Source organism: Streptomyces sp. NPDC051064, from assembly GCF_044455985.1.
Taxonomy (GTDB): Bacteria; Actinomycetota; Actinomycetes; order Streptomycetales; family Streptomycetaceae; genus Streptomyces.
In genome coordinates this window covers 159,975-177,574 of record NZ_JBITFK010000009.1, presented here as the reverse complement: position 1 = coordinate 177,574, position 17,600 = coordinate 159,975, and the positions used below count along the sequence as shown (strand labels likewise).

At 70.9% G+C, this 17,600-nt stretch carries 17 protein-coding genes; 13 read left to right on the top strand and 4 right to left on the bottom strand.

The features are described from left to right. Positions 1 to 10: 10 nt before the first annotated feature. Positions 11 to 1,873 carry a serine hydrolase gene (locus ACIBCU_RS29640; protein WP_362930993.1) on the bottom strand — a complete coding sequence of 621 codons (1,863 nt, stop codon included), beginning with the start codon at positions 1,871 to 1,873 and terminating at the stop codon, positions 11 to 13. A gap of 229 nt (positions 1,874 to 2,102) precedes the next feature. Here ACIBCU_RS29640 and ACIBCU_RS29635 point away from each other — a divergent pair, with 229 nt between their 5' ends. From ACIBCU_RS29635 to ACIBCU_RS29620, 4 genes are all read left to right on the top strand, one after another. After that, positions 2,103 to 3,662, top strand: a complete 1,560-nt coding sequence (locus tag ACIBCU_RS29635; protein ID WP_399235174.1) for an acyl-CoA synthetase — start codon at positions 2,103 to 2,105, stop codon at positions 3,660 to 3,662. Positions 3,663 to 3,723: 61 nt separating this feature from the next. Beyond that, the gene (locus ACIBCU_RS29630) at positions 3,724 to 4,437 is read left to right on the top strand and encodes a DNA alkylation repair protein (RefSeq protein WP_399235419.1); all 714 of its coding nucleotides are present in this window, start codon (positions 3,724 to 3,726) and stop codon (positions 4,435 to 4,437) included. A 220-nt stretch (positions 4,438 to 4,657) separates the two neighbouring features. Beyond that, the gene (locus ACIBCU_RS29625) at positions 4,658 to 5,158 is read left to right on the top strand and encodes a sortase (RefSeq protein ID WP_362930987.1); all 501 of its coding nucleotides are present in this window, start codon (positions 4,658 to 4,660) and stop codon (positions 5,156 to 5,158) included. An 88-nt stretch (positions 5,159 to 5,246) separates the two neighbouring features. Next, positions 5,247 to 6,137, top strand: coding sequence for a class F sortase (locus ACIBCU_RS29620; protein ID WP_399235172.1), 891 nt, complete (start codon positions 5,247 to 5,249; stop codon positions 6,135 to 6,137). Positions 6,138 to 6,211: 74 nt separating this feature from the next. Here the strand turns inward: ACIBCU_RS29620 and paaK are convergent, their stop codons facing one another. Together paaK and ACIBCU_RS29610 are read right to left on the bottom strand one after the other, a co-directional pair. After that, positions 6,212 to 7,501, bottom strand: a complete 1,290-nt coding sequence (paaK, locus tag ACIBCU_RS29615; protein WP_399235170.1) for a phenylacetate--CoA ligase PaaK — start codon at positions 7,499 to 7,501, stop codon at positions 6,212 to 6,214. A 115-nt stretch (positions 7,502 to 7,616) separates the two neighbouring features. After that, complete coding sequence (locus ACIBCU_RS29610) at positions 7,617 to 8,084, bottom strand: DUF1348 family protein (protein WP_399235167.1); 468 nt, start codon at positions 8,082 to 8,084, stop codon at positions 7,617 to 7,619. 148 nt (positions 8,085 to 8,232) lie between these two features. Between ACIBCU_RS29610 and ACIBCU_RS29605 the strand changes: the two genes are divergently transcribed. Both ACIBCU_RS29605 and ACIBCU_RS29600 read left to right on the top strand, forming a co-directional pair. Next, positions 8,233 to 8,796: a TetR/AcrR family transcriptional regulator gene (locus ACIBCU_RS29605; protein ID WP_362930979.1), complete on the top strand. Its 564-nt coding sequence runs from the start codon at positions 8,233 to 8,235 to the stop codon at positions 8,794 to 8,796. A 56-nt stretch (positions 8,797 to 8,852) separates the two neighbouring features. Continuing rightward, entirely contained in the window at positions 8,853 to 10,373 is a 1,521-nt protein-coding gene (locus ACIBCU_RS29600; RefSeq protein ID WP_399235164.1) for an alpha/beta fold hydrolase, read from the top strand. Between the two features lie 39 nt (positions 10,374 to 10,412). Here ACIBCU_RS29600 and ACIBCU_RS29595 read toward each other — a convergent pair whose 3' ends face one another. Beyond that, positions 10,413 to 12,050 carry an FAD-dependent monooxygenase gene (locus tag ACIBCU_RS29595; protein WP_362930975.1) on the bottom strand — a complete coding sequence of 546 codons (1,638 nt, stop codon included), beginning with the start codon at positions 12,048 to 12,050 and terminating at the stop codon, positions 10,413 to 10,415. 264 nt (positions 12,051 to 12,314) lie between these two features. Here ACIBCU_RS29595 and ACIBCU_RS29590 point away from each other — a divergent pair, with 264 nt between their 5' ends. From ACIBCU_RS29590 to ACIBCU_RS29560, 7 genes are all read left to right on the top strand, one after another. Next, positions 12,315 to 13,433: a TcmI family type II polyketide cyclase gene (locus ACIBCU_RS29590; RefSeq protein WP_362930973.1), complete on the top strand. Its 1,119-nt coding sequence runs from the start codon at positions 12,315 to 12,317 to the stop codon at positions 13,431 to 13,433. Positions 13,434 to 13,503: 70 nt separating this feature from the next. Next, on the top strand, positions 13,504 to 13,947 hold the full coding sequence (locus tag ACIBCU_RS29585) for a cupin domain-containing protein (RefSeq protein ID WP_362930971.1): 444 nt from the start codon (positions 13,504 to 13,506) through the stop codon (positions 13,945 to 13,947). Then, complete coding sequence (locus ACIBCU_RS29580) at positions 13,944 to 15,212, top strand: beta-ketoacyl-[acyl-carrier-protein] synthase family protein (protein ID WP_362930969.1); 1,269 nt, start codon at positions 13,944 to 13,946, stop codon at positions 15,210 to 15,212. The genes ACIBCU_RS29585 and ACIBCU_RS29580 overlap by 4 nt, the downstream gene beginning before the upstream one ends. Further along, complete coding sequence (locus ACIBCU_RS29575; protein ID WP_362930967.1) at positions 15,209 to 16,459, top strand: ketosynthase chain-length factor; 1,251 nt, start codon at positions 15,209 to 15,211, stop codon at positions 16,457 to 16,459. Before ACIBCU_RS29580 ends, ACIBCU_RS29575 begins: the two co-directional genes overlap by 4 nt. Before the next feature lie 16 nt (positions 16,460 to 16,475). Then, positions 16,476 to 16,733 (top strand): acyl carrier protein, encoded by a 258-nt coding sequence (locus ACIBCU_RS29570; RefSeq protein WP_362930965.1) that lies wholly within the window; start codon positions 16,476 to 16,478, stop codon positions 16,731 to 16,733. A 1-nt stretch (position 16,734) separates the two neighbouring features. Continuing rightward, positions 16,735 to 17,214: an SRPBCC family protein gene (locus ACIBCU_RS29565; protein ID WP_362930963.1), complete on the top strand. Its 480-nt coding sequence runs from the start codon at positions 16,735 to 16,737 to the stop codon at positions 17,212 to 17,214. Between the two features lie 19 nt (positions 17,215 to 17,233). Continuing rightward, a complete protein-coding gene (locus ACIBCU_RS29560) occupies positions 17,234 to 17,566 on the top strand; it encodes a TcmI family type II polyketide cyclase (protein ID WP_362930961.1) in 333 nt (110 codons plus the stop codon). Positions 17,567 to 17,600 lie beyond the last annotated feature (34 nt).

The following is a 17,600-nucleotide window of genomic DNA, read 5'->3' as shown; positions in this document are numbered from 1 at the left end:
GCGGGCCGGCTCAGTCGGAGGAAACGGCCCATCCCTCGGCCTCGATGCGTCCGGCGTCGCGAGGTCTGTTCCCGTCGAAGAGCGTGCGGCCGCTGTCCTCCACCCGGACGTCGTCCACGTAGACACCGCGCCCGACGTACAACTGGTCGGTGACGTAGCGCCAGCGCAGCCGGACCTCGGTGCCCCGCCATGCTTCGAGGTCCGCCTCCAGCCGGTGCCAGACGCGTCCCGACCAGCCGGAGGCCGATCCGTCCGGGTGGGACAGCGACTCCCCGGGCCGGTCATCGTGCGTCGGTACGGTGGTGAACGGGACGGGCCGCCATGTGGTCCCGGAGTCCGACGACGCCTCAAGGCGGAGCACGTCCGAAGCCGGCTCGGTGTCCCACCACAACGCGCAGCTCAGCGCCGGGCGGGAGGATACGGGGCGCACCGCGGGCAGTGTGAGCGTCGCGGTGGCGGCGCTCGCCATACCGGAGAACCAGGCGGTACGGCCCCGGGCCGGACGGACGGGCACCGCCCGCGCCATCCGGTTGGCCGCCGCCACCCGCGGAGCACTGCCGGAGCGCCATGTGCGCACCGGATGGACGGAGTTGCCCAGAACGATCAGGAACGAGTCCGTCGTCGGATCGAGGACCAGACTCGTGCCGGTGAATCCGGTGTGGCCCGCCGTGCGCGGGGTGGCCATCGCGCCCATGTACCAGTGCTGGTAGAGCTCGAAGCCCAGGCCGTGCTCATCGCCGGGAAACGCGGTGTTGAAGTCGGTGAACAGCAGCTCCACGGACTCCTCGGACAGGATCCGGGAGGTGCCGTAGCTTCCGCCGTTGAGCAGCGTGCGGGCCAGCACGGCCAGATCCCAGGCGCACGAGAAGACACCCGCGTGGCCGGCGACCCCGCCCAGGCTGTACGCGTTCTCGTCATGGACCTCGCCCCAGACCAGCCCGCGCTCCAGCCCCGACCAGGGCAGCCGGGCGTCCTCGGTGGCCGCGATCTTCGGCTTCCAGGAGGCGGGCGGGTTGTAGCGGGTGCGGTGCATCCCGAGCGGAGCGGTGATCTCGTCGCGGAGCAGGGCGTCCTGAGTGCATCCGGTGATCTTCTCCAGGATCAGCTGCAGCGAGATCAGATTGAGATCGGAGTAGAGATACGCCGTACCGGGAGCCGACGCCGGCACCTCGTCCCAGAGCAGGCGCAGCTTCCCCTCACGGGTCGGCTCCTTGTAGAGCGGGATCCAGGACCGGAAGCCCGAGGTGTGCGTCAGCAGCTGACGGACCGTGATGTCCTGCTTGCCGCCGCCGGCGAAATCGGGGAGGTAGGTCGCGACGGTCGCCTCGAGCTCCAGCGCGCCTCGCTCGATCTGCTGCACGGCGAGGATCGAGGTGAACAGCTTGGACACCGAGGCCAGGTCGAAGACCGTGTCTTCGGCCATCGCGATCTGCTGGCCGGGCGGGAACTCCACCCCGGTGTCGGTCTTCTCGTCGTACGCCGCATAGCGCACCGCGCGGCCGATCGGCCGGTGAAGGGCCACGGTGCCGCCCCGGCCCGCGAGCAGGACCGCACCCGCGTACCAGGGGTGCGCGGGGGAGTCGGCGAGGTACTTCTCCGCATCGGCGACGAGCAGGTCGAGCTGGTCCGGCAGCAGCCCCGCACGTGCGGCCGACCCACGGCGCAGTGTCGGCCGCCCCCTCCCTGATCCCATACCCGTCCCGGTCTCCGATGCTCCGCCGCCCAGCGGCCCCGCGCCCCGCTCGGCACCGGCCGCCGCTCCCGCCGCCCCCGCGAAGGGGATCGGGGCGAGAGTGAACGCCCCGCCCAGCGCCAGTATCCCGCCGCCCAGCCTCCGGCGGCTCATTCCCCGTCCCGACACGTCTCCGGCCATCCGGAACCCCTTCCCCTCACGCCGAAAGCACCCGCGCGAAAGTAACTTTCGAAATCTCGTACGGTCATGAAACTTCCTGCCGAAGCAGAGATTACTGTCACCACTGCCGCCCGAGGGCCCCCTCGCGGAACAAAGAATCTGACGTAACGTCAGGAGATGGAGCCGGTCCACGCCGACACGGGCGTTCCGGGCTCTTGACCCTCGACGGCCGGCCACCCAGGATCGCGCCATGACAGGTGTACGCAGCAGCACAGTGGACGGCGTCCTGACCCGCAGCGCACGGCGCACCCCGGAACGCGCCGCGGTGCGGTACGCCGAGCGGTCCTGGACCTACGCGGCCCTGGACGAGGCGGTCAGTACAGCGGCTGCCGTGCTGACCACCGCGCACGGACTCCGCCCCGGCGACCGGGTGGCCTCCTACGCCCACAACTCGGACGTGTACCTGATCGCCTATCTGGCCTGCGCCCGTGCCGGGCTGGTCCATGTGCCGGTCAACCAGAACCTGACCGGCGAGGACCTGGCGTACATCCTCCGCCAGTCCGGCAGCGCACTCGTCCTCACCGACCCCGGACTGGCCCCGCGCGTCCCGGCGGGCCACGACGTACGGCCGCTACGCGACGCGCCGGGCTCCCTCCTTGGCGAGCTGGACACCCCGCGCGCCTTCACCCCCGCACGCGAACCCGGCGCCGACGACCTGGTGCAACTGCTCTACACCTCCGGCACGACCGCCCAGCCCAAGGGCGCGATGATGACGCACGGCGCACTGGTCCACGAGTACGTCAGTGCCGTCACCGCCCTGGACCTGCGCGCCACGGACCGGCCGGTGCACTCACTGCCCCTCTACCACTCCGCGCAGATGCATGTGTTCCTGCTGCCATATCTCGCCGTGGGCGCCGAGAACACCATCCTCGACGCCCCGGACGCCGGCCGGATCTTCGATTTGGTCGAAGCTGGTCAGGCTGACAGCCTCTTCGCGCCGCCGACCGTCTGGATCGGACTCGCCAACCATCCGGAGTTCGCCACCCGCGAGCTCGGAGCGCTCCGCAAGGCGTACTACGGCGCATCCGTCATGCCCGTGCCCGTCCTGGAGCGCCTGCGCGAGCAACTGCCGGAGCTGGCGTTCTACAACTGCTTCGGGCAGAGCGAGATCGGCCCCCTCGCCACCGTCCTCGGACCCGACGAGCACGAAGGGCGGATGGACTCCTGCGGGCGACCCGTGCTCTTCGTCGAGGCGAAGGTGGTCGACGAGGACGGCCAGGAGGTGCCTGACGGCACGGCAGGTGAGGTGGTCTACCGCTCTCCTCAGCTGTGCCAGGGTTACTGGAACAAACCGGAGGAGAGCGCAGAGGCCTTCCGCGACGGATGGTTCCACTCCGGTGACCTCGCCGTGCGCGACCCGGAAGGCTACTTCACGGTCGTCGACCGGGTGAAGGACGTCATCAACTCGGGAGGTGTGCTCGTCGCCTCCCGGCAGGTGGAAGATGCCCTCTACACGCACCCCGCGGTGGCCGAGGCCGCCGTGGTGGGGCTGCCCGACGCGCGCTGGATCGAGGCCGTCACCGCGATCGTGGTGCTCCGGGGCGAAACCTCGGAATCGGAACTGATCGAGCACACCCGCTCGGCACTCGCCCATTTCAAAGCACCGAAGAGGGTCCTCTTCGTCGGCGAACTCCCACGCAACGCCAGCGGCAAGATCCTGAAGAGGGAGCTGCGGGACCGTTTCTCGGAGAAGGACGCCGCAGCGGCTCCGCCGCCGGCGGGTACGAGGGAGGACCGGCTCCCTTCGTAGGCTGAGACCTTCACGTGAGGGACAGGAGAGTGGCGTGGCCGGGACGACGGTGGCCGAGGTGATGGCCGAGCTCGCCGAGCTCGAGGACTCGAAGACACGCGAGGTGAACGAGAGACACGGCGACGATCACGGTGTGAACCTCGGCAAGCTGCGCGCGCTCGCGAAGCGGCTGAAGACGCAGCAGGAACTCGCATGCCGGCTCTGGGAGACGGATGACACCGCGGCGAGGCTGCTGGCGCTCCTGATCTGCCGCCCGAAGGCGTTCGGGCGTGACGAACTGGACGCCATGCTGCGCCAGGCGCGCACACCCAAGGTGCACGGCTGGCTCGTGAACTACGTGGTGAAGAAGAACCCGCACGCCGAAGAGCTGCGTCTGGCCTGGTCCGCCGATCCGGACCCGGTGGTCGCCAGTGCCGGGTGGGCGCTGACCACCGAACGTGTGGCGAAGAAGCCCGAGGGGCTCGACCTCGCGGGACTGCTCGACGTCATCGAGGCACGGATGCAAGGCGCCCCGCCCCGCCTGCAGTGGGCGATGAACCACTGCCTGGCGCAGATCGGGATCGAACACGCCGATCACCGAGCCCGTGCGATGGACATCGGTGAGCGCCTGGAGGTGCTCAAGGACTACCCGACCTCTCCGGGCTGCACCTCTCCGTACGCGCCCGTCTGGATCACCGAGATGGTGAGCCGTCGGCAGGGCGGGCCCGCGGTCCGACCGGCGGCAGCGGCCCCTTCCCGCGGAGCCGCGGAGCCATCGGCCGAGAGTGCGTCTTAGCCCGTTCGCCGTCCCGGGTGTGATCCCCTTTCAGCTCTCCTCCCGAATCCGGTGACCTGCGGAAACGGTCGTCCGTCCGCCGACCCCGGAGCCTGGCCGGGTGACGTGTGCGGCAGGACCTCCTGTTGCGCGGGTGACGGGCTGTCGGTTGCCTCGGAAGCGGAACACAGCAGAGGTGCCGCGCAGACCGGCCGGACCCTGCTCCCGTTGGAGGATCCACATGCGCAACACACGCATCGGCGCGGGTATCTGTCTGGCCGTCGGCTCTCTCGCACTCGCGGCCCCGGCCGCCGGAGCGGCGGCCGACCCCTCAGGTGAAAAGACCATTCGCATCAGCCCGGCGAAGGCCTCACCAGGCTCAGAGGTCACCGTCGTCACCAGAGCCTGCGGCAAGGAGACCTACGGCAAGGGCACGTCGGAGGCAGGAGGGGCCTTTCACCTCTTCGAGGGTGACCGGGCGGGGGTGCTGGTCGGCGTGTTCGACATCCCGGCGGGGACCCGGCCGGGCACCGACACCGTCACCGTGAAGTGCCCGCCCCGGACCAGGATCACGGACACCTACCAGATCTCCGACCGCGCACCGACCGGCGGGGTCGACGCCGGCTTCGGAGCGCCCACCGACCAGAACGCGCAGCTCGCCGCCGGCAGTGTGCTGCTCGCCGCGGCGGCGGCCGGGGGAGTGGTCAGGATGCGCCGCCGGACCGCCGCGGCGCGCCCCTGACCGCACGGCTCACGTCCGCGGGCCGGGAAGCCGTACGCTCCCGGCCCGCGGTACCCCCCACCCACCCGCTGCGAAGCAGAGGCACGCGATGGAATCCGGGAGTACCAACAGCACGACACCGCCGTCGTTCCCAGCGGTGAAGCACCTCGTCTGGGCCCTGGTGGCGGGTACGGCCCTGGTGATCAGCGGAATGGGCGACGACCGCCCGCCCCAGCCACCGGCGGCCGGGACAGCCGCTCCCGCCGCCGCGCCGTTTGCCACGTCGGCCCCGTCCACCGCCCGCCCCACGAGGCCCGCGCAGGCTCTCGCCTACCTGGCCCCGGAACGGCCCGTGCCCCGGCCGCCCTCCTACATGCGCCGCCCCGCCATGGCACCGGCGCCTCCGGCTCCGTCGGTCGCCCGCCCGGGCCCACTGGCCCCCATGCCGGTGAGCCCGCCGGATCAAGCCCCCGCCCGTCCGGCCTCCACGAGCCCGGCGGCCGGCGGCGGCGCCTCCGCCCCGTCCCCCTCCGTACAGCCGCTTCCGCCCGCGACTCCGCTCCGGCTTCGGATCCCGGTTCTCGAGGTGGACGCGCCCATGATGAAGCTCGCGCTGAACACGGCGGGAGCGCTGGAGCCTCCGCCCGACAACAACCCCGTACTCGCCGGCTGGTACGCGGGCGGGACGGTGCCCGGCGCCGTTGGCACGGCCGTCGCGGCCGGGCATGTGGACACCCGTCTCGGGCCCGGCGTCTTCCACAAGCTGGGATCCGTGCGCAAGGGCGCCACCATCGAGGTCGTCCGGGCAGACCGGCGCACGGCCGTGTTCACCGTCTACGCCGTCGCGGTATACAACAAGACGAACTTCCCGGACGACAGGGTCTACGGCCCCTCCGACCGGCCCGAACTACGGGTGATCACCTGCGGGGGCGCCTACAACAAGAAGACGGGCTACCAGGACAACGTCGTGGTCTTCGCCTCCATGACCGCCTCGCGCTGAACACCCCGGGCCGCACCGTGCCCCCGGCGACCTCGCTCAACCGGCGGCCGCCCACAACCATCCATAGCGGCCCCTCAGCGGGCCTCCCTCAGGTCGACGATCCGCTTCATCTTGCCGACCGACCGCTCCAGCGTCTCCGGATCGACGATCTCCACCCCGACGCTCACGCCGACCCCGTCCTTCACCGCCGCCGCGATGGACCGGGCGGCCTCCTCGCGCTCGGCCGTCGAGGCGCCGGCCCGTGCCTCCGCCCGTACGGTCAGCGCGTCCATCCGCCCCTGCCGGGTCAGTCGCAGCTGGAAGTGCGGAGCCACTCCCGGAGTCCGCAGCACGATCTCCTCGATCTGTGTGGGAAAGAGATTCACCCCGCGAAGGATCACCATGTCGTCACTGCGACCGGTGATCTTCTCCATCCGGCGGAAGACACGGGCCGTCCCCGGCAGCAGCCGCGTCAGGTCACGGGTGCGGTAGCGGATCACCGGCATGGCCTCCTTGGTGAGCGAGGTGAAGACCAGCTCGCCCTCCTCCCCGTCCGGCAGTACCTCACCGGTGAACGGGTCGACGACCTCCGGATAGAAGTGGTCCTCCCAGATGTGCAGCCCGTCCTTGGTCTCGACGCACTCCTGAGCCACCCCGGGGCCCATCACCTCCGACAGCCCGTAGATGTCGACGGCGTCGATGGCGAACCGCTCCTCGATCTCGCCGCGCATCTGCTCGGTCCACGGCTCGGCGCCGAAGATGCCCACCTTCAGCGATGTCGCCCTGGGATCGACTCCCTGGCGTTCGAACTCGTCCAGCAGGGTCAGCATGTACGAGGGCGTGATCATGATGATCTCCGGCCGGAAGTCCTGGATCAGCTGCACCTGACGCGCCGTCATGCCCCCGGACGCCGGAATGACGGTGCAGCCGAGGCGCTCCGCCCCGTAATGCGCTCCCAGACCGCCGGTGAACAGGCCGTATCCGTAGGCCACGTGGGCTTTGTGGCCCGGCCGCCCGCCCGCCGCCCTGATCGACCGGGCGACCACGTCCGCCCACGTGTCCAGGTCGCGCTCCGTGTACCCGACCACCGTGGGCCGGCCGGTCGTGCCGCTGGACGCGTGGATCCGCCGCACCCGGTCCTCGGGAACGGCGAACATCCCGAACGGGTAGTTGTCGCGGAGGTCGGCCTTGACGGTGAACGGGAAGCGGGAGAGATCGGCGAGCGTGCGGCAGTCCTCGGGGCGCAGCCCTGCTCTGTCGAACGCCGCGCGGTAGAAGGCGACGTTCTCGTAGGCGTGCCGCAGCGTGGCCCGGAGCCGCTCCAGCTGCAGGGACTCGAGCTCGTCGCGGCCGAGCCGCTCACCGGCGTCGAGCAGCGCGGTCATACGGATCATCCCCTCGCCCACCGGCGACCGACCATTCGGTCGCCTCCTGGGAGCAGTAATTCAGGAGGTGGGGGGTTCTGGCAAGGGGTGCGGGCCGCCTGTGGACAACTCCTGGTCAGAAGCCCAGCTCGGTGAGCCCGGGGTGATCGTCCGGCCGCCGTCCGGGCGTCCAGCGGAACCGGCGCCCGGACTCCTCGATCGGGACGTCGTTGATCGACGCGTGGCGTACCCGCATGAGTCCGTCACTGTCGAATTCCCAGTTCTCGTTGCCGAAGGACCGGTACCAGCGGCCCCCGTCGTCGTGCCACTCGTAGGCGAAACGCACGGCGATCCGGCTGCCGTCATGCGCCCACAGTTCCTTGACGAGGCGGTAGTCCAGCTCCCGGGCCCACTTCCGTGTCAGAAAGCCGATGATCTCCTGCCGTCCGGTCACCCACTCGGCGCGATTGCGCCAGCGGGAGTCCGGTGTATAGGCGAGCGCCACCTTCTCCGGGTCCCGGGTGTTCCAGGCGTCCTCGGCGCGGCGGACCTTTGCGGCCGCGGACTCCTGCGTGAACGGCGGAACGAGCGGCTGTGCGTTCATACGACTCTCCCGGACATGGGGAGAACGTTCGTTCTCCCCATGGTGCCGTACTGTAGGAGAACGTGCGTTCTCCCGCAAGGCCGCCGACAGGGCGGACACGCACACGGGGCACCCCGTGCACGCACATACGGCGACGGAGGGAATCACGGTGGATCCCGCACAAGCTCGGTCCGCGGCGTTGGAAGCCGCCGAGGATCTCTTCTACGCCCGCGGCATCCAAGTGGTCTCCATGGACGAGATCCGCGCCGCCTCGGGCGTCTCGCTCAAGCGCCTGTACGCGCTCTTCCCCTCCAAGTCCGCGCTTGTCCGTGCCTGCCTCGAAGCCAGGGACACCCGGTGGCGCGCACAACTGGCCGCATACGTGGACAGCCGCCCGGGCCCGCCCCGGGACCGGGTCCTCGCGGTCTTCGACTGGCTGCACCTGTGGTTCTCCGAGCCCGGCTTCCGCGGCTGCGCCTTCACCAACAGCTTCGGCGAGATCGGTGCGACGGACGCCTCCGTCGCCGGCATCGCGCGCCTCCACAAGGAAGCCTTCCGTGCCTACGTCACCAGCCTGGTCGTGGCCGCGGGAGAGCCCGAGGAATCCGCCGTCGCCTACGTGCTGCTCGCCGAAGGCGCGATCGTCACCGCGGCAGTCTCCGGAACGCCCGAGCCCGCACACCAGGCCCGGAGGGCGGCCGCACGGCTCCTGTCGGATGCCGCCGTCACCTGATTCGCTCTGGGCGTACGCACCTGCAACGGGACGCCCGCACTGTTTGGATGACTGCCATGCCGATCTTCAGCACGTACGACGGAACCGGACTCGCCTACCACCTGGTGGGCGAGGGTGAACCGCTGATCTGCCTGCCGGGCGGACCCATGCGGGCGGCCCGCTATCTCGGCGACCTCGGTGGCCTGTCCCGGGTGCGGCAGCTGGTGCTGCTGGATCTGCGGGGCACCGGGGAATCCGCCGTCCCGGACGATCCCTCGACCTACCGGATCGACCGTCTCGTCGAGGACGTAGAGGCACTCCGCGCGCACCTCGGCCTCGAACAGGCCGATGTGCTGGGCCACTCCGCCTCCGGTGAACTCGCAGCGCTCTACGCCGCGAAGTACCCCCGGCGACTGCGCTCCCTCACGCTCATCACGCCCGGGACGAGCACCCTGGGCCTTCCCGCCACCGACCAGGACCGGCGCGACGCCGCAGCGCTGCGCGCCCACGAGCCCTGGTACGCCGAGGCCAGGGCCGCGCTGGACGAGATCCAGGCCGGACGCGCCACGCCCGAGGCGTGGGCGGGGATCCGGCCGTTCATGTACGGGCGCTGGGACGCCGCGGCCCAGGCCCATGCCGCCGAATCCCCCGCGCAGCGGAACGCCCTGGCCGGGGCGCTCTACTACCCGGAGGGCGGCCTCGAGACCGACGCCGCGGTCGCCGCACTCCGCGAGCTGCCGGCGCCCGTGCTCGTCCTCGCGGGGGAGTACGACGGAGGCCCCAGCCCCGACCGCGCGGCGGAACTCGCCGCGCTCTTCCCCCACTCGGAGTTCGTCGTCCAGCGGGGCGCCGGCCACTTTCCGTGGATGGACGACCCCGGTGCCTTCGTCCGCGCCGTCACGGCCTTCCTCGAGCCCGACGTCAGCAGTGTGCAGGCGGGCGGGATCCGGCTCGCGTACCGCACCTGGGGCGACCCCTCGGCCCCGGCCGTCGTCCTCGCCCACGGGCGGGGCGGGAGCAGCCTGGACTGGACGGGCATCGCCGAACAGCTCGCTGCACGCCACCGGGTATACGCACTCGACTTCCGGGGCCACGGCCTCAGCGACTGGCCGGGCCGCTACTCCTTCGAATTCTTCCGTGACGACCTGCACGCCTTCCTGGAGGCCCGCAATCTCTCCGGTGCCACGGTGATCGGGCACTCGATGGGCGGAGCGGCGGTCCTGCTGCTGGCCGAGCGGCACCCGGAACTGGTCGGGGCCCTGGTCGTCGAGGACGCCCCGCCCCTGCTCCCGCTCGACCCGCCCCGTGCGCCTCCCGAACGGCCGCCGGGCGAGCTCGGCTTCGACTGGCAGGTCGTACCGTCCATCGACGCCCAGCTCAACGCCCCTGACCCGGCCGCACGGGAGTGCCTGGGCGAGATCACCGCCCCGGCACTCGTCGTCGGAGGGTCCCGCAGCCATGTCGACCAGGGGCAACTGGCCTGGATGGCAGAGCAGATACCCGGAGGACGGTTCGCCTCCGTCGACGCCGGCCACTTGGTGCACGCCGACAATCCAAAGGCGTTCATCGAGGCCCTCAGGTCATTCGGCGTCGGCTGACGGGCCCCACGGGGCCCGCCGGCCGCACCTCCCGCCGCGTCAGCCGCGGTGGAGCAGAGTCACCATGACCTCGTACAGCGTCGCCTCAGGGTCCGCCGCCGCGCCGTGCGAACGCCAGGCCACGAAGCCGTCGGGCCGCACCAGCACGGCGCCTTCGGCGGACGTTCCATGGGCGGCGGCCCAGTCGGCCCCCTCCTCGGACTGCAGGTCGGCGCCCGGGACGGCGCCGACCCCGAAGGCCTCCAGCGGGACCGACAGACGCTTGGCCACCTGCTCCGCCGCCGTACGCCAGTCCGGATACCTGGCATCGCACAGCAGCACGAACGACTTCTCGTAGAGATCCAGCGTCGACACACGCCCGCCGTCCCGCCGCAGCCACATGTGCGGTGCCCTGGTGCCGGGTTCACCCGTCAGGCTCATGCCTTCGGGCACCACCGGAAGGCCGGGGTCGACGTCCAGCACGGCGCCGCGCACATAGCGGTAGCCGAGTGCGACCGTGAGCATGCCGCCCTTGCGGCCGCCGCCGCCCGGGCCGGGTGATCCGGCGTACCCCGGGTGGCTGTGCTCTCCCGAACGGGCCGACGCACGCGCACTCGTGGCCTTCGCCACGGGCAGCCGCTCCGCCTCGTACGTCTGGAGGAGCCCCGGCCCCGCCGCCTCATCGAGCACGGCAGCCAGCTTCCACGCCAGGTTGTGCGCGTCCTGGATACCGGTGTTGGAGCCGAACGCCCCGGTGGGGGACATCTCGTGCGCCGAGTCCCCGGCCAGGAAGACCCGGCCGGAACCGTACCGCTCGGCGACCCGCTCGGCGGCGTGCCACGGCGCCTTGCCCGTGATCTCGACGTCCAGGTCCGGCGCACCGACCGCCCTGCGGATGTGCTCCGCGCACCGCTCGTCGGTGAAGTCTTCCAGCGTCTCGCCCCGCTCGGGCTGCCACGGCGCGTGGAACACCCACTGCTCCTCGTTGTCCACGGGCAGCAGCGCCCCGTCCGCGTCCGGGGTGGTCAGGTAGCAGACGATGAAGCGCCGGTCGCCCACCACGGAGGCGAGCCGCCGCGAGCGGAACGTGATGCTCACGTTGTGGAAGAGGTCCCCGGGTCCCGTCCGGCCGATGCCCAGCTGCTCCCGGATCGGACTGCGGGGCCCGTCGGCCGCGACGAGATAGTCGGCGCGCACCGTGGTGTGCTCCCCGGTCTCCCGGCCCTTGACCACGGCGGTGACCCCGTCCGCGTCCTGCTCGAAGCTGAGCAGTTCGGTGGAGAACCGCAGCTCGCTGCCCTGCGCCCGGGCATGGGACACCAGCACCGGCTCCAGGTCGTTCTGGCTGCACAGGCACCAGCCGCTCGGGCTGAACCTGGCGATCCCGCCGCCCGGGTCGATCTCCTTGAACAGCCACTCCTGGTCGTCGCCGGTGAGCGACCCTGCCTGAAGGATTCCGTGATTGTCCGCCAGCACGGATGCGGCGTCCCGGATCAGCTGCTCCGCCCCCGCGGTCCGGAACACCTCCATCGTCCGGACGTTGTTCCCCCGCCCTCGCGGGTGGGTCGAGGTGCTGCTGTGTTTCTCCACCAGCAGGTGGCGGACACCGAGCCGGCTCAGGAAGAGGGAGGCGGACAGGCCCACCAGGGAGCCGCCCACGATGAGGACCGGTACGCGGAGGTCGACGTTCTCGTTCATCAGTTGCTCCAGCTCACGTGACGGATGCAGTGTCCATGCCCTCGCGGGAGGCCTTCGGCCGGGCTTCGGCCGACGCCTCACCTGAACGGTTCATAAATCTCGCGCCGCTCGTACCAGCGTTCCACGATCAGTCGCGGGAGCGATGCTCGCGATGTGGGGGTGGACTTCATGCCGACGGGCGACCTGCGCCGCTTCCACCGAAACCGACGGATGACGAGAGGCCACGGGACGTGGCCGCCGCGCCGTCTCGAAGGAGAGCGAAAGATGACAACCCTCTCGGAACGGATATCTCAGTCCGCCTTCGACGGTTCGAGGCTCCGGGTCATACTGCTGCTGGACCTGCACGACGGCGCCCAGAACCAGTTCCTCGAGGCGTACGAACACATGCGCAACCAGGTGGCCTCGATCCCCGGACACATCAGCGACCAGCTGTGCCAGTCCATCGAGAACCCCTCGCAGTGGCTCATCACCAGTGAGTGGGAGAGCGCGCCGCCCTTCCTCGCCTGGGTGAACAGCGAGGAGCACGTGGCGACGGTGCAGCCCCTGCACAGCTGCGTACGCGACACACGCTCCCTGCGCTTCAGCGTGCTGCGGGAGACCGGTGCCGCGTTCGAGGGCACACCCGAGTCCGCCAAGGGCCGCCTCCAGGCCGCGCCGCGACTGGGCGACGGCGTCGTACGCCACGCGCTCACCTTCACGGTGAAGCCGGGATCGGAGGAGATGGTCGCCAAGATCCTCGCCGACTACGACTCCCCACAGTCCCGCGTCGACGAGAACACCCGGCTGCGCCGTACCTCGCTCTTCATGCACGGAAACCGTGTCGTGCGGGCGGTCGAGGTCGAGGGCGACCTCATGGCGGCTCTGCGCCACGTCTCCCGCCAGCCCGAGGTCAGGGCCGTCGAGGAGGCCATCAACCCGTACCTGGAGCAGGACCGCGACCTCAGCGACCCCGACTCCGCCCGGATGTTCTTCACCAGGGCCGCGCTCCCCACCGTCCACCACGTGACAGCGGGCCGGCACGCCCCCGAGGGCGTCCAGCGGCACTCGCTGTTCTACCAGGCCAAGGAAGGCTGCGGCATGGCACTGGCCCGGCTGCTCGCCGGCCAGGACGAGGAAGCGGCGAACGACGCGTCGAGCCCCATCGAGAGCAGCACAATCTTCCAGCGCGACGACATCGTGGTGCGGCTTCTCGAGGTGAGCGGCCCGCTCGACGCCCATCCCTCACAGGCACTCGGCATCGGCGGCCACCGCAAGGCGGCCATGCTCGACCGGCTGCTCGACGGCGGTGCGAACGGCATGCCGACGACCGACCAGGAGGCCGCGCGCTTCCTCGCGCAGGCCGAGATGAACCTGATCACCGACCGTCGGGCCACCGAGTCCTGACGCGTCACCGGCAGCGGGGGCCACCCCCTGCTGCCGTCACACCGCACAACGTGCCTGGAGGAGAACAGCCATGACCACCCACCGGCCTCGCATCGTGGACCTCAGCGAGACTCAGCCCAACCGCAGGCGCGGAGGCGACCTGCGCGCCATGCTCACACCCACGGCGGTGGGCGCCACCAGCGGCTTCATGGGGCTGGCCATCGTCGCCCCGGGAGACCGGATCGGCGAGCACTACCACCCGTACTCCGAGGAATTCGTGTACGTCGTGGACGGGCTCCTCGAAGTGGACCTGGACGGCGAATCACACCCGATGCGGCCCGACCAGGGCCTGCTGATCCCGCCGCACGTCCGTCACCGCTTCCGCAACGTGGGTGACGTGGAGGCGCGCATGGTCTTCCACCTCGGCCCGCTCGCCCCCCGGCCCGAACTCGGGCACGTGGACACCGAGGTCACGGAGACCGCGGACCCCAGTGACGGCTACGCGCCGCCAGAACGAACGGGGGCGGCCTCATGACCCGGCGCGTGGCCGTCACCGGGGTCGGCGTCGTCGCGCCCGGTGGCATCGGAGCCCCGGCGTTCTGGGACCTGCTCGCCAACGGCCGTACCGCGACACGCGGGATCACACTGTTCGACCCGGCGGAGTTCCGATCGCGCATCGCCGCCGAGTGCGACTTCGATCCCGTCGCCCACGGTCTGGACGCGGACCTGATCGCCCGCTCGGACCGGTACATCCAGTTCGCCCTGGTGGCGGCCCGGGAGGCGCTGGGCGACGCCGGACTGGACCTCGAGAAGGAGGACCCCTGGCGTATCGGGGTCTCCCTCGGGACCGCGGTCGGCGGCACCACGCGCCTGGAGCACGACTACGTCGCGGTCAGCGGCAGCGGTGCGCGCTGGGACGTCGACCACCGGCCGGCGGGCGCCCACCTGGAGCGCGCGTTCGCGCCCAGCACCCTCGCCTCCGCGGTCGCGGAGGAGGTCGGCGCGCACGGGCCCGTGCAGACGGTCTCGACCGGTTGCACCTCCGGCCTCGACGCGATCGGGTACGCCTTCCACTCCGTCGAGGAAGGCCGCGTGGACATCTGTGTCGCCGGAGCGTCCGACACACCGATCACCCCCATCACGGTGGCGTGCTTCGACGCGATCAAGGCGACCTCGGCGAACAACGACGACCCGGAGCACGCCTCCAGGCCGTTCGACGCCCACAGGGACGGCTTCGTCATGGGCGAGGGCGGCGCCGTCCTCATCCTCGAGGAACTGGAGCACGCCCGCGCCCGCGGCGCGACCGTCTACTGCGAGATATCGGGCTACGCCACATTCGGCAACGCCTACCACATGACCGGGCTGACCACCGAGGGACTGGAGATGGCCGAGGCCATCAACACCGCCCTCGCGCACGCCCGGCTCGACGGATCGCAGGTCGACTACGTCAACGCGCACGGCTCGGGCACCAAGCAGAACGACCGGCACGAGACGGCAGCGGTGAAGCGGGCCCTGGGCGCGCACGCGTACAAGGTTCCGATGAGCTCCATCAAGTCGATGGTCGGCCACTCCCTCGGCGCCATCGGCGCGATCGAGATCGCCGCGTGCGTCCTGGCCCTCAAGCACCAGACGGTGCCGCCGACGGCCAACTACGAGACCGCGGACCCCGAGTGCGATCTCGACTACGTACCCCGCACCGCGCGGCCCCTCAAGCTGCGCAGCGTGCTCTCGGTCGGCAGCGGCTTCGGCGGATTCCAGTCCGCCGTAGCCATGACCAGATCAGGCGGGAGGACCCCATGAACACCCCGGCACACCGCCGCTCCGTCATCACGGGGATCGGTGTCGTCGCCCCCAACGGGACCGGCGCCGGTGCTTTCTGGAAGCAGACCCAGGAAGGGGTCAGCGTCCTTGACCTGGTGTCCCGCGAGGGCTGCGAGAACCTCCCGCTGCGCGTCGCGGGCGAGGTCAGGGACTTCGACCCGGTCGCCTTCATCGAGGAGCGCTTCCTCGTCCAGACCGACCGCTTCACGCACTACGCGATGGCCGCGGCCGATCTCGCGCTGGCCGACGCGCGGCTCGGACGCGCGGACTACGAGGGCGCGCCGTTCAAGGTGGGCGTGGTCACCGCCGCCGGTTCCGGCGGAGGCGAGTTCGGCCAGCGCGAGCTGCAACGGCTGTGGGGCGAGGGCTCCCGGTTCGTCGGCCCGTACCAGTCCATCGCCTGGTTCTACGCGGCCAGCACCGGCCAGATCTCGATCCGCGGCGGCTTCAAGGGGCCGTGCGCCGTCGTCGCCAGCGACGAGGCCGGCGGCCTGGACGCGCTCATGCACGCCGCGCGGTCCATCCGGCGGGGAACGGACGCCGTCGTGGTCGGCGCGGCCGAGGCACCCCTCGCGCCGTACTCGGTGGTCTGCCAGCTCGGCTACGAGGACCTCAGCCTCTGCGACGACCCCACCCGCGCCTACCGGCCGTTCACCGCGGACGCCTGTGGATTCGTGCCCGCCGAGGGCGGCGCCATGCTGGTGGTCGAGGCGGAGACGACGGCCCGCGAACGCGGCGCGAAGGTCCGGGCCGAACTGGCCGGCCACGCCGCGACCTTCACCGGCGCGGCTCGCTGGGAGGAGTCCCGAGCTGGACTGGCCCGGGCGATCGAAGGCGCGCTCCGCGAGGCGGACTGCGCGCCGGATGAGATCGACGTCGTGTTCGCCGACGCGCTCGGCGTGCCTGCGGCGGACCGGGCCGAGGCACTCGCCATCGCCGATGCCCTGGGCGCGCACGGACGCCGGGTCCCGGTGACCGCGCCCAAGACCGGCACCGGCCGCGCCTACTGCGGCGCACCCGTGCTCGACACCTCCGCCGCGGTACTCGCCATGGAACACGGCATGGTCCCGCCGACGCCCAACGTCTTCGACGTGTGTCACGACCTGGACGTGGTCACCGGGCGCGCCCGTCCCGCCGAACTGCGCACCGCGCTCGTCCTGAGCCGCGGGCTGATGGGCTCGAACTCGGCCCTGGTGCTGCGCCGCCCCACCGACACCTCGCTCTGAGAAGGAGTAGCCCCTCATGACCGCTCAGCTGACGTACGAAGAACTGGCCGCGCTGATGAAGAGCGGCGCCGGCCTGACGGTCGACCCGTCGGAGATGGCGAGCCGCCCCGGCTCCGCCTTCGAAGCGTACGGCCTGGACTCGCTCGGCCTGCTCGGCATCGTGGCCGCGCTGGAGAACCGGTACGGCCACCCGCTGCCGGTCGACGCCGACCGGTGCAAGACGCCCGGCGAGTTCCTCGACCTCGTGAACAACTCTCTCGTGACAGGAGCCTGACATGACTGGACACACCGAGAACGACATCACCATCGCCGCCCCGCTGGACCTCGTCTGGGACATGACGAACGATCTCGAGAACTGGCCGCAGCTGTTCAGCGAGTACGCGTCCGTCGAGGTGATGAAGCGGGAGGGCCAGAAGACGACCTTCCGCCTCACCATGCACCCCGACGACAACGGCAAGGTCTGGAGCTGGGTCTCCGAGCGCACCACGGACCGCCAGGGACGCAACGTACGTGCCCGGCGCGTCGAGACCGGACCGTTCCAGCACATGGACATCCGGTGGGAGTACTCGGAGGTCCCGGGCGGCACGCGCATGCTGTGGCGCCAGGACTTCGCGATGCGCCCCGACGCACCGGTCGACGACGCGTGGATGACCGACAACATCAACCGCAACTCGCGCGTCCAGCTGGAGCTCATCCGCGACAAGATCGAGCAGCGCGACCGCGAGCGGCGCTCCGCCTCGGTCCCCGCCAACTGATGTCCCGAAAGGCAGCCAGATGCACCACGCACTGATCGTCGCCCGGATGGCGCCGAAGTCCGCGCCGGACATCGCGAAGCTGTTCGCGGCCTCGGACAACACCGAGCTGCCGCACCTCGTCGGCGTCAACAGGCGCACCCTGTTCCAGTTCGGCGACGTGTATCTCCACCTGATCGAATCCGAACGGCCCCCCGGCCCGGAGATCGCCAAGGTGACGGAGCACCCGGAGTTCAAGGCCATCAGCGACCGGCTGACCGCCTTCGTGAGCCCGTACGACCCGGAGACCTGGCGCGGTCCGAAGGACGCGATGGCGCAGCAGTTCTACCGGTGGCAGAGCGACGGATCCGCCTGACACACAGATGACCGCCCCGGGTCCGGCACTCAGG

What these genes read in the sequence shown, in the direction of transcription:
- ACIBCU_RS29640 (WP_362930993.1), bottom strand. Translation starts at nt 1,873, where the DNA reads ATGGCCGGAGACGTGTCGGGACGGGGAATGAGCCGCCGGAGGCTGGGC.
- ACIBCU_RS29635 (WP_399235174.1), top strand. Translation starts at nt 2,103, where the DNA reads ATGACAGGTGTACGCAGCAGCACAGTGGACGGCGTCCTGACCCGCAGC.
- ACIBCU_RS29630 (WP_399235419.1), top strand. Translation starts at nt 3,724, where the DNA reads ATGGCCGAGCTCGCCGAGCTCGAGGACTCGAAGACACGCGAGGTGAAC.
- ACIBCU_RS29625 (WP_362930987.1), top strand. Translation starts at nt 4,658, where the DNA reads ATGCGCAACACACGCATCGGCGCGGGTATCTGTCTGGCCGTCGGCTCT.
- ACIBCU_RS29620 (WP_399235172.1), top strand. Translation starts at nt 5,247, where the DNA reads ATGGAATCCGGGAGTACCAACAGCACGACACCGCCGTCGTTCCCAGCG.
- paaK (WP_399235170.1), bottom strand. Translation starts at nt 7,501, where the DNA reads ATGACCGCGCTGCTCGACGCCGGTGAGCGGCTCGGCCGCGACGAGCTC.
- ACIBCU_RS29610 (WP_399235167.1), bottom strand. Translation starts at nt 8,084, where the DNA reads ATGAACGCACAGCCGCTCGTTCCGCCGTTCACGCAGGAGTCCGCGGCC.
- ACIBCU_RS29600 (WP_399235164.1), top strand. Translation starts at nt 8,853, where the DNA reads ATGCCGATCTTCAGCACGTACGACGGAACCGGACTCGCCTACCACCTG.
- ACIBCU_RS29595 (WP_362930975.1), bottom strand. Translation starts at nt 12,050, where the DNA reads ATGAACGAGAACGTCGACCTCCGCGTACCGGTCCTCATCGTGGGCGGC.
- ACIBCU_RS29590 (WP_362930973.1), top strand. Translation starts at nt 12,315, where the DNA reads ATGACAACCCTCTCGGAACGGATATCTCAGTCCGCCTTCGACGGTTCG.
- ACIBCU_RS29585 (WP_362930971.1), top strand. Translation starts at nt 13,504, where the DNA reads ATGACCACCCACCGGCCTCGCATCGTGGACCTCAGCGAGACTCAGCCC.
- ACIBCU_RS29580 (WP_362930969.1), top strand. Translation starts at nt 13,944, where the DNA reads ATGACCCGGCGCGTGGCCGTCACCGGGGTCGGCGTCGTCGCGCCCGGT.
- ACIBCU_RS29575 (WP_362930967.1), top strand. Translation starts at nt 15,209, where the DNA reads ATGAACACCCCGGCACACCGCCGCTCCGTCATCACGGGGATCGGTGTC.
- ACIBCU_RS29570 (WP_362930965.1), top strand. Translation starts at nt 16,476, where the DNA reads ATGACCGCTCAGCTGACGTACGAAGAACTGGCCGCGCTGATGAAGAGC.
- ACIBCU_RS29565 (WP_362930963.1), top strand. Translation starts at nt 16,735, where the DNA reads ATGACTGGACACACCGAGAACGACATCACCATCGCCGCCCCGCTGGAC.
- ACIBCU_RS29560 (WP_362930961.1), top strand. Translation starts at nt 17,234, where the DNA reads ATGCACCACGCACTGATCGTCGCCCGGATGGCGCCGAAGTCCGCGCCG.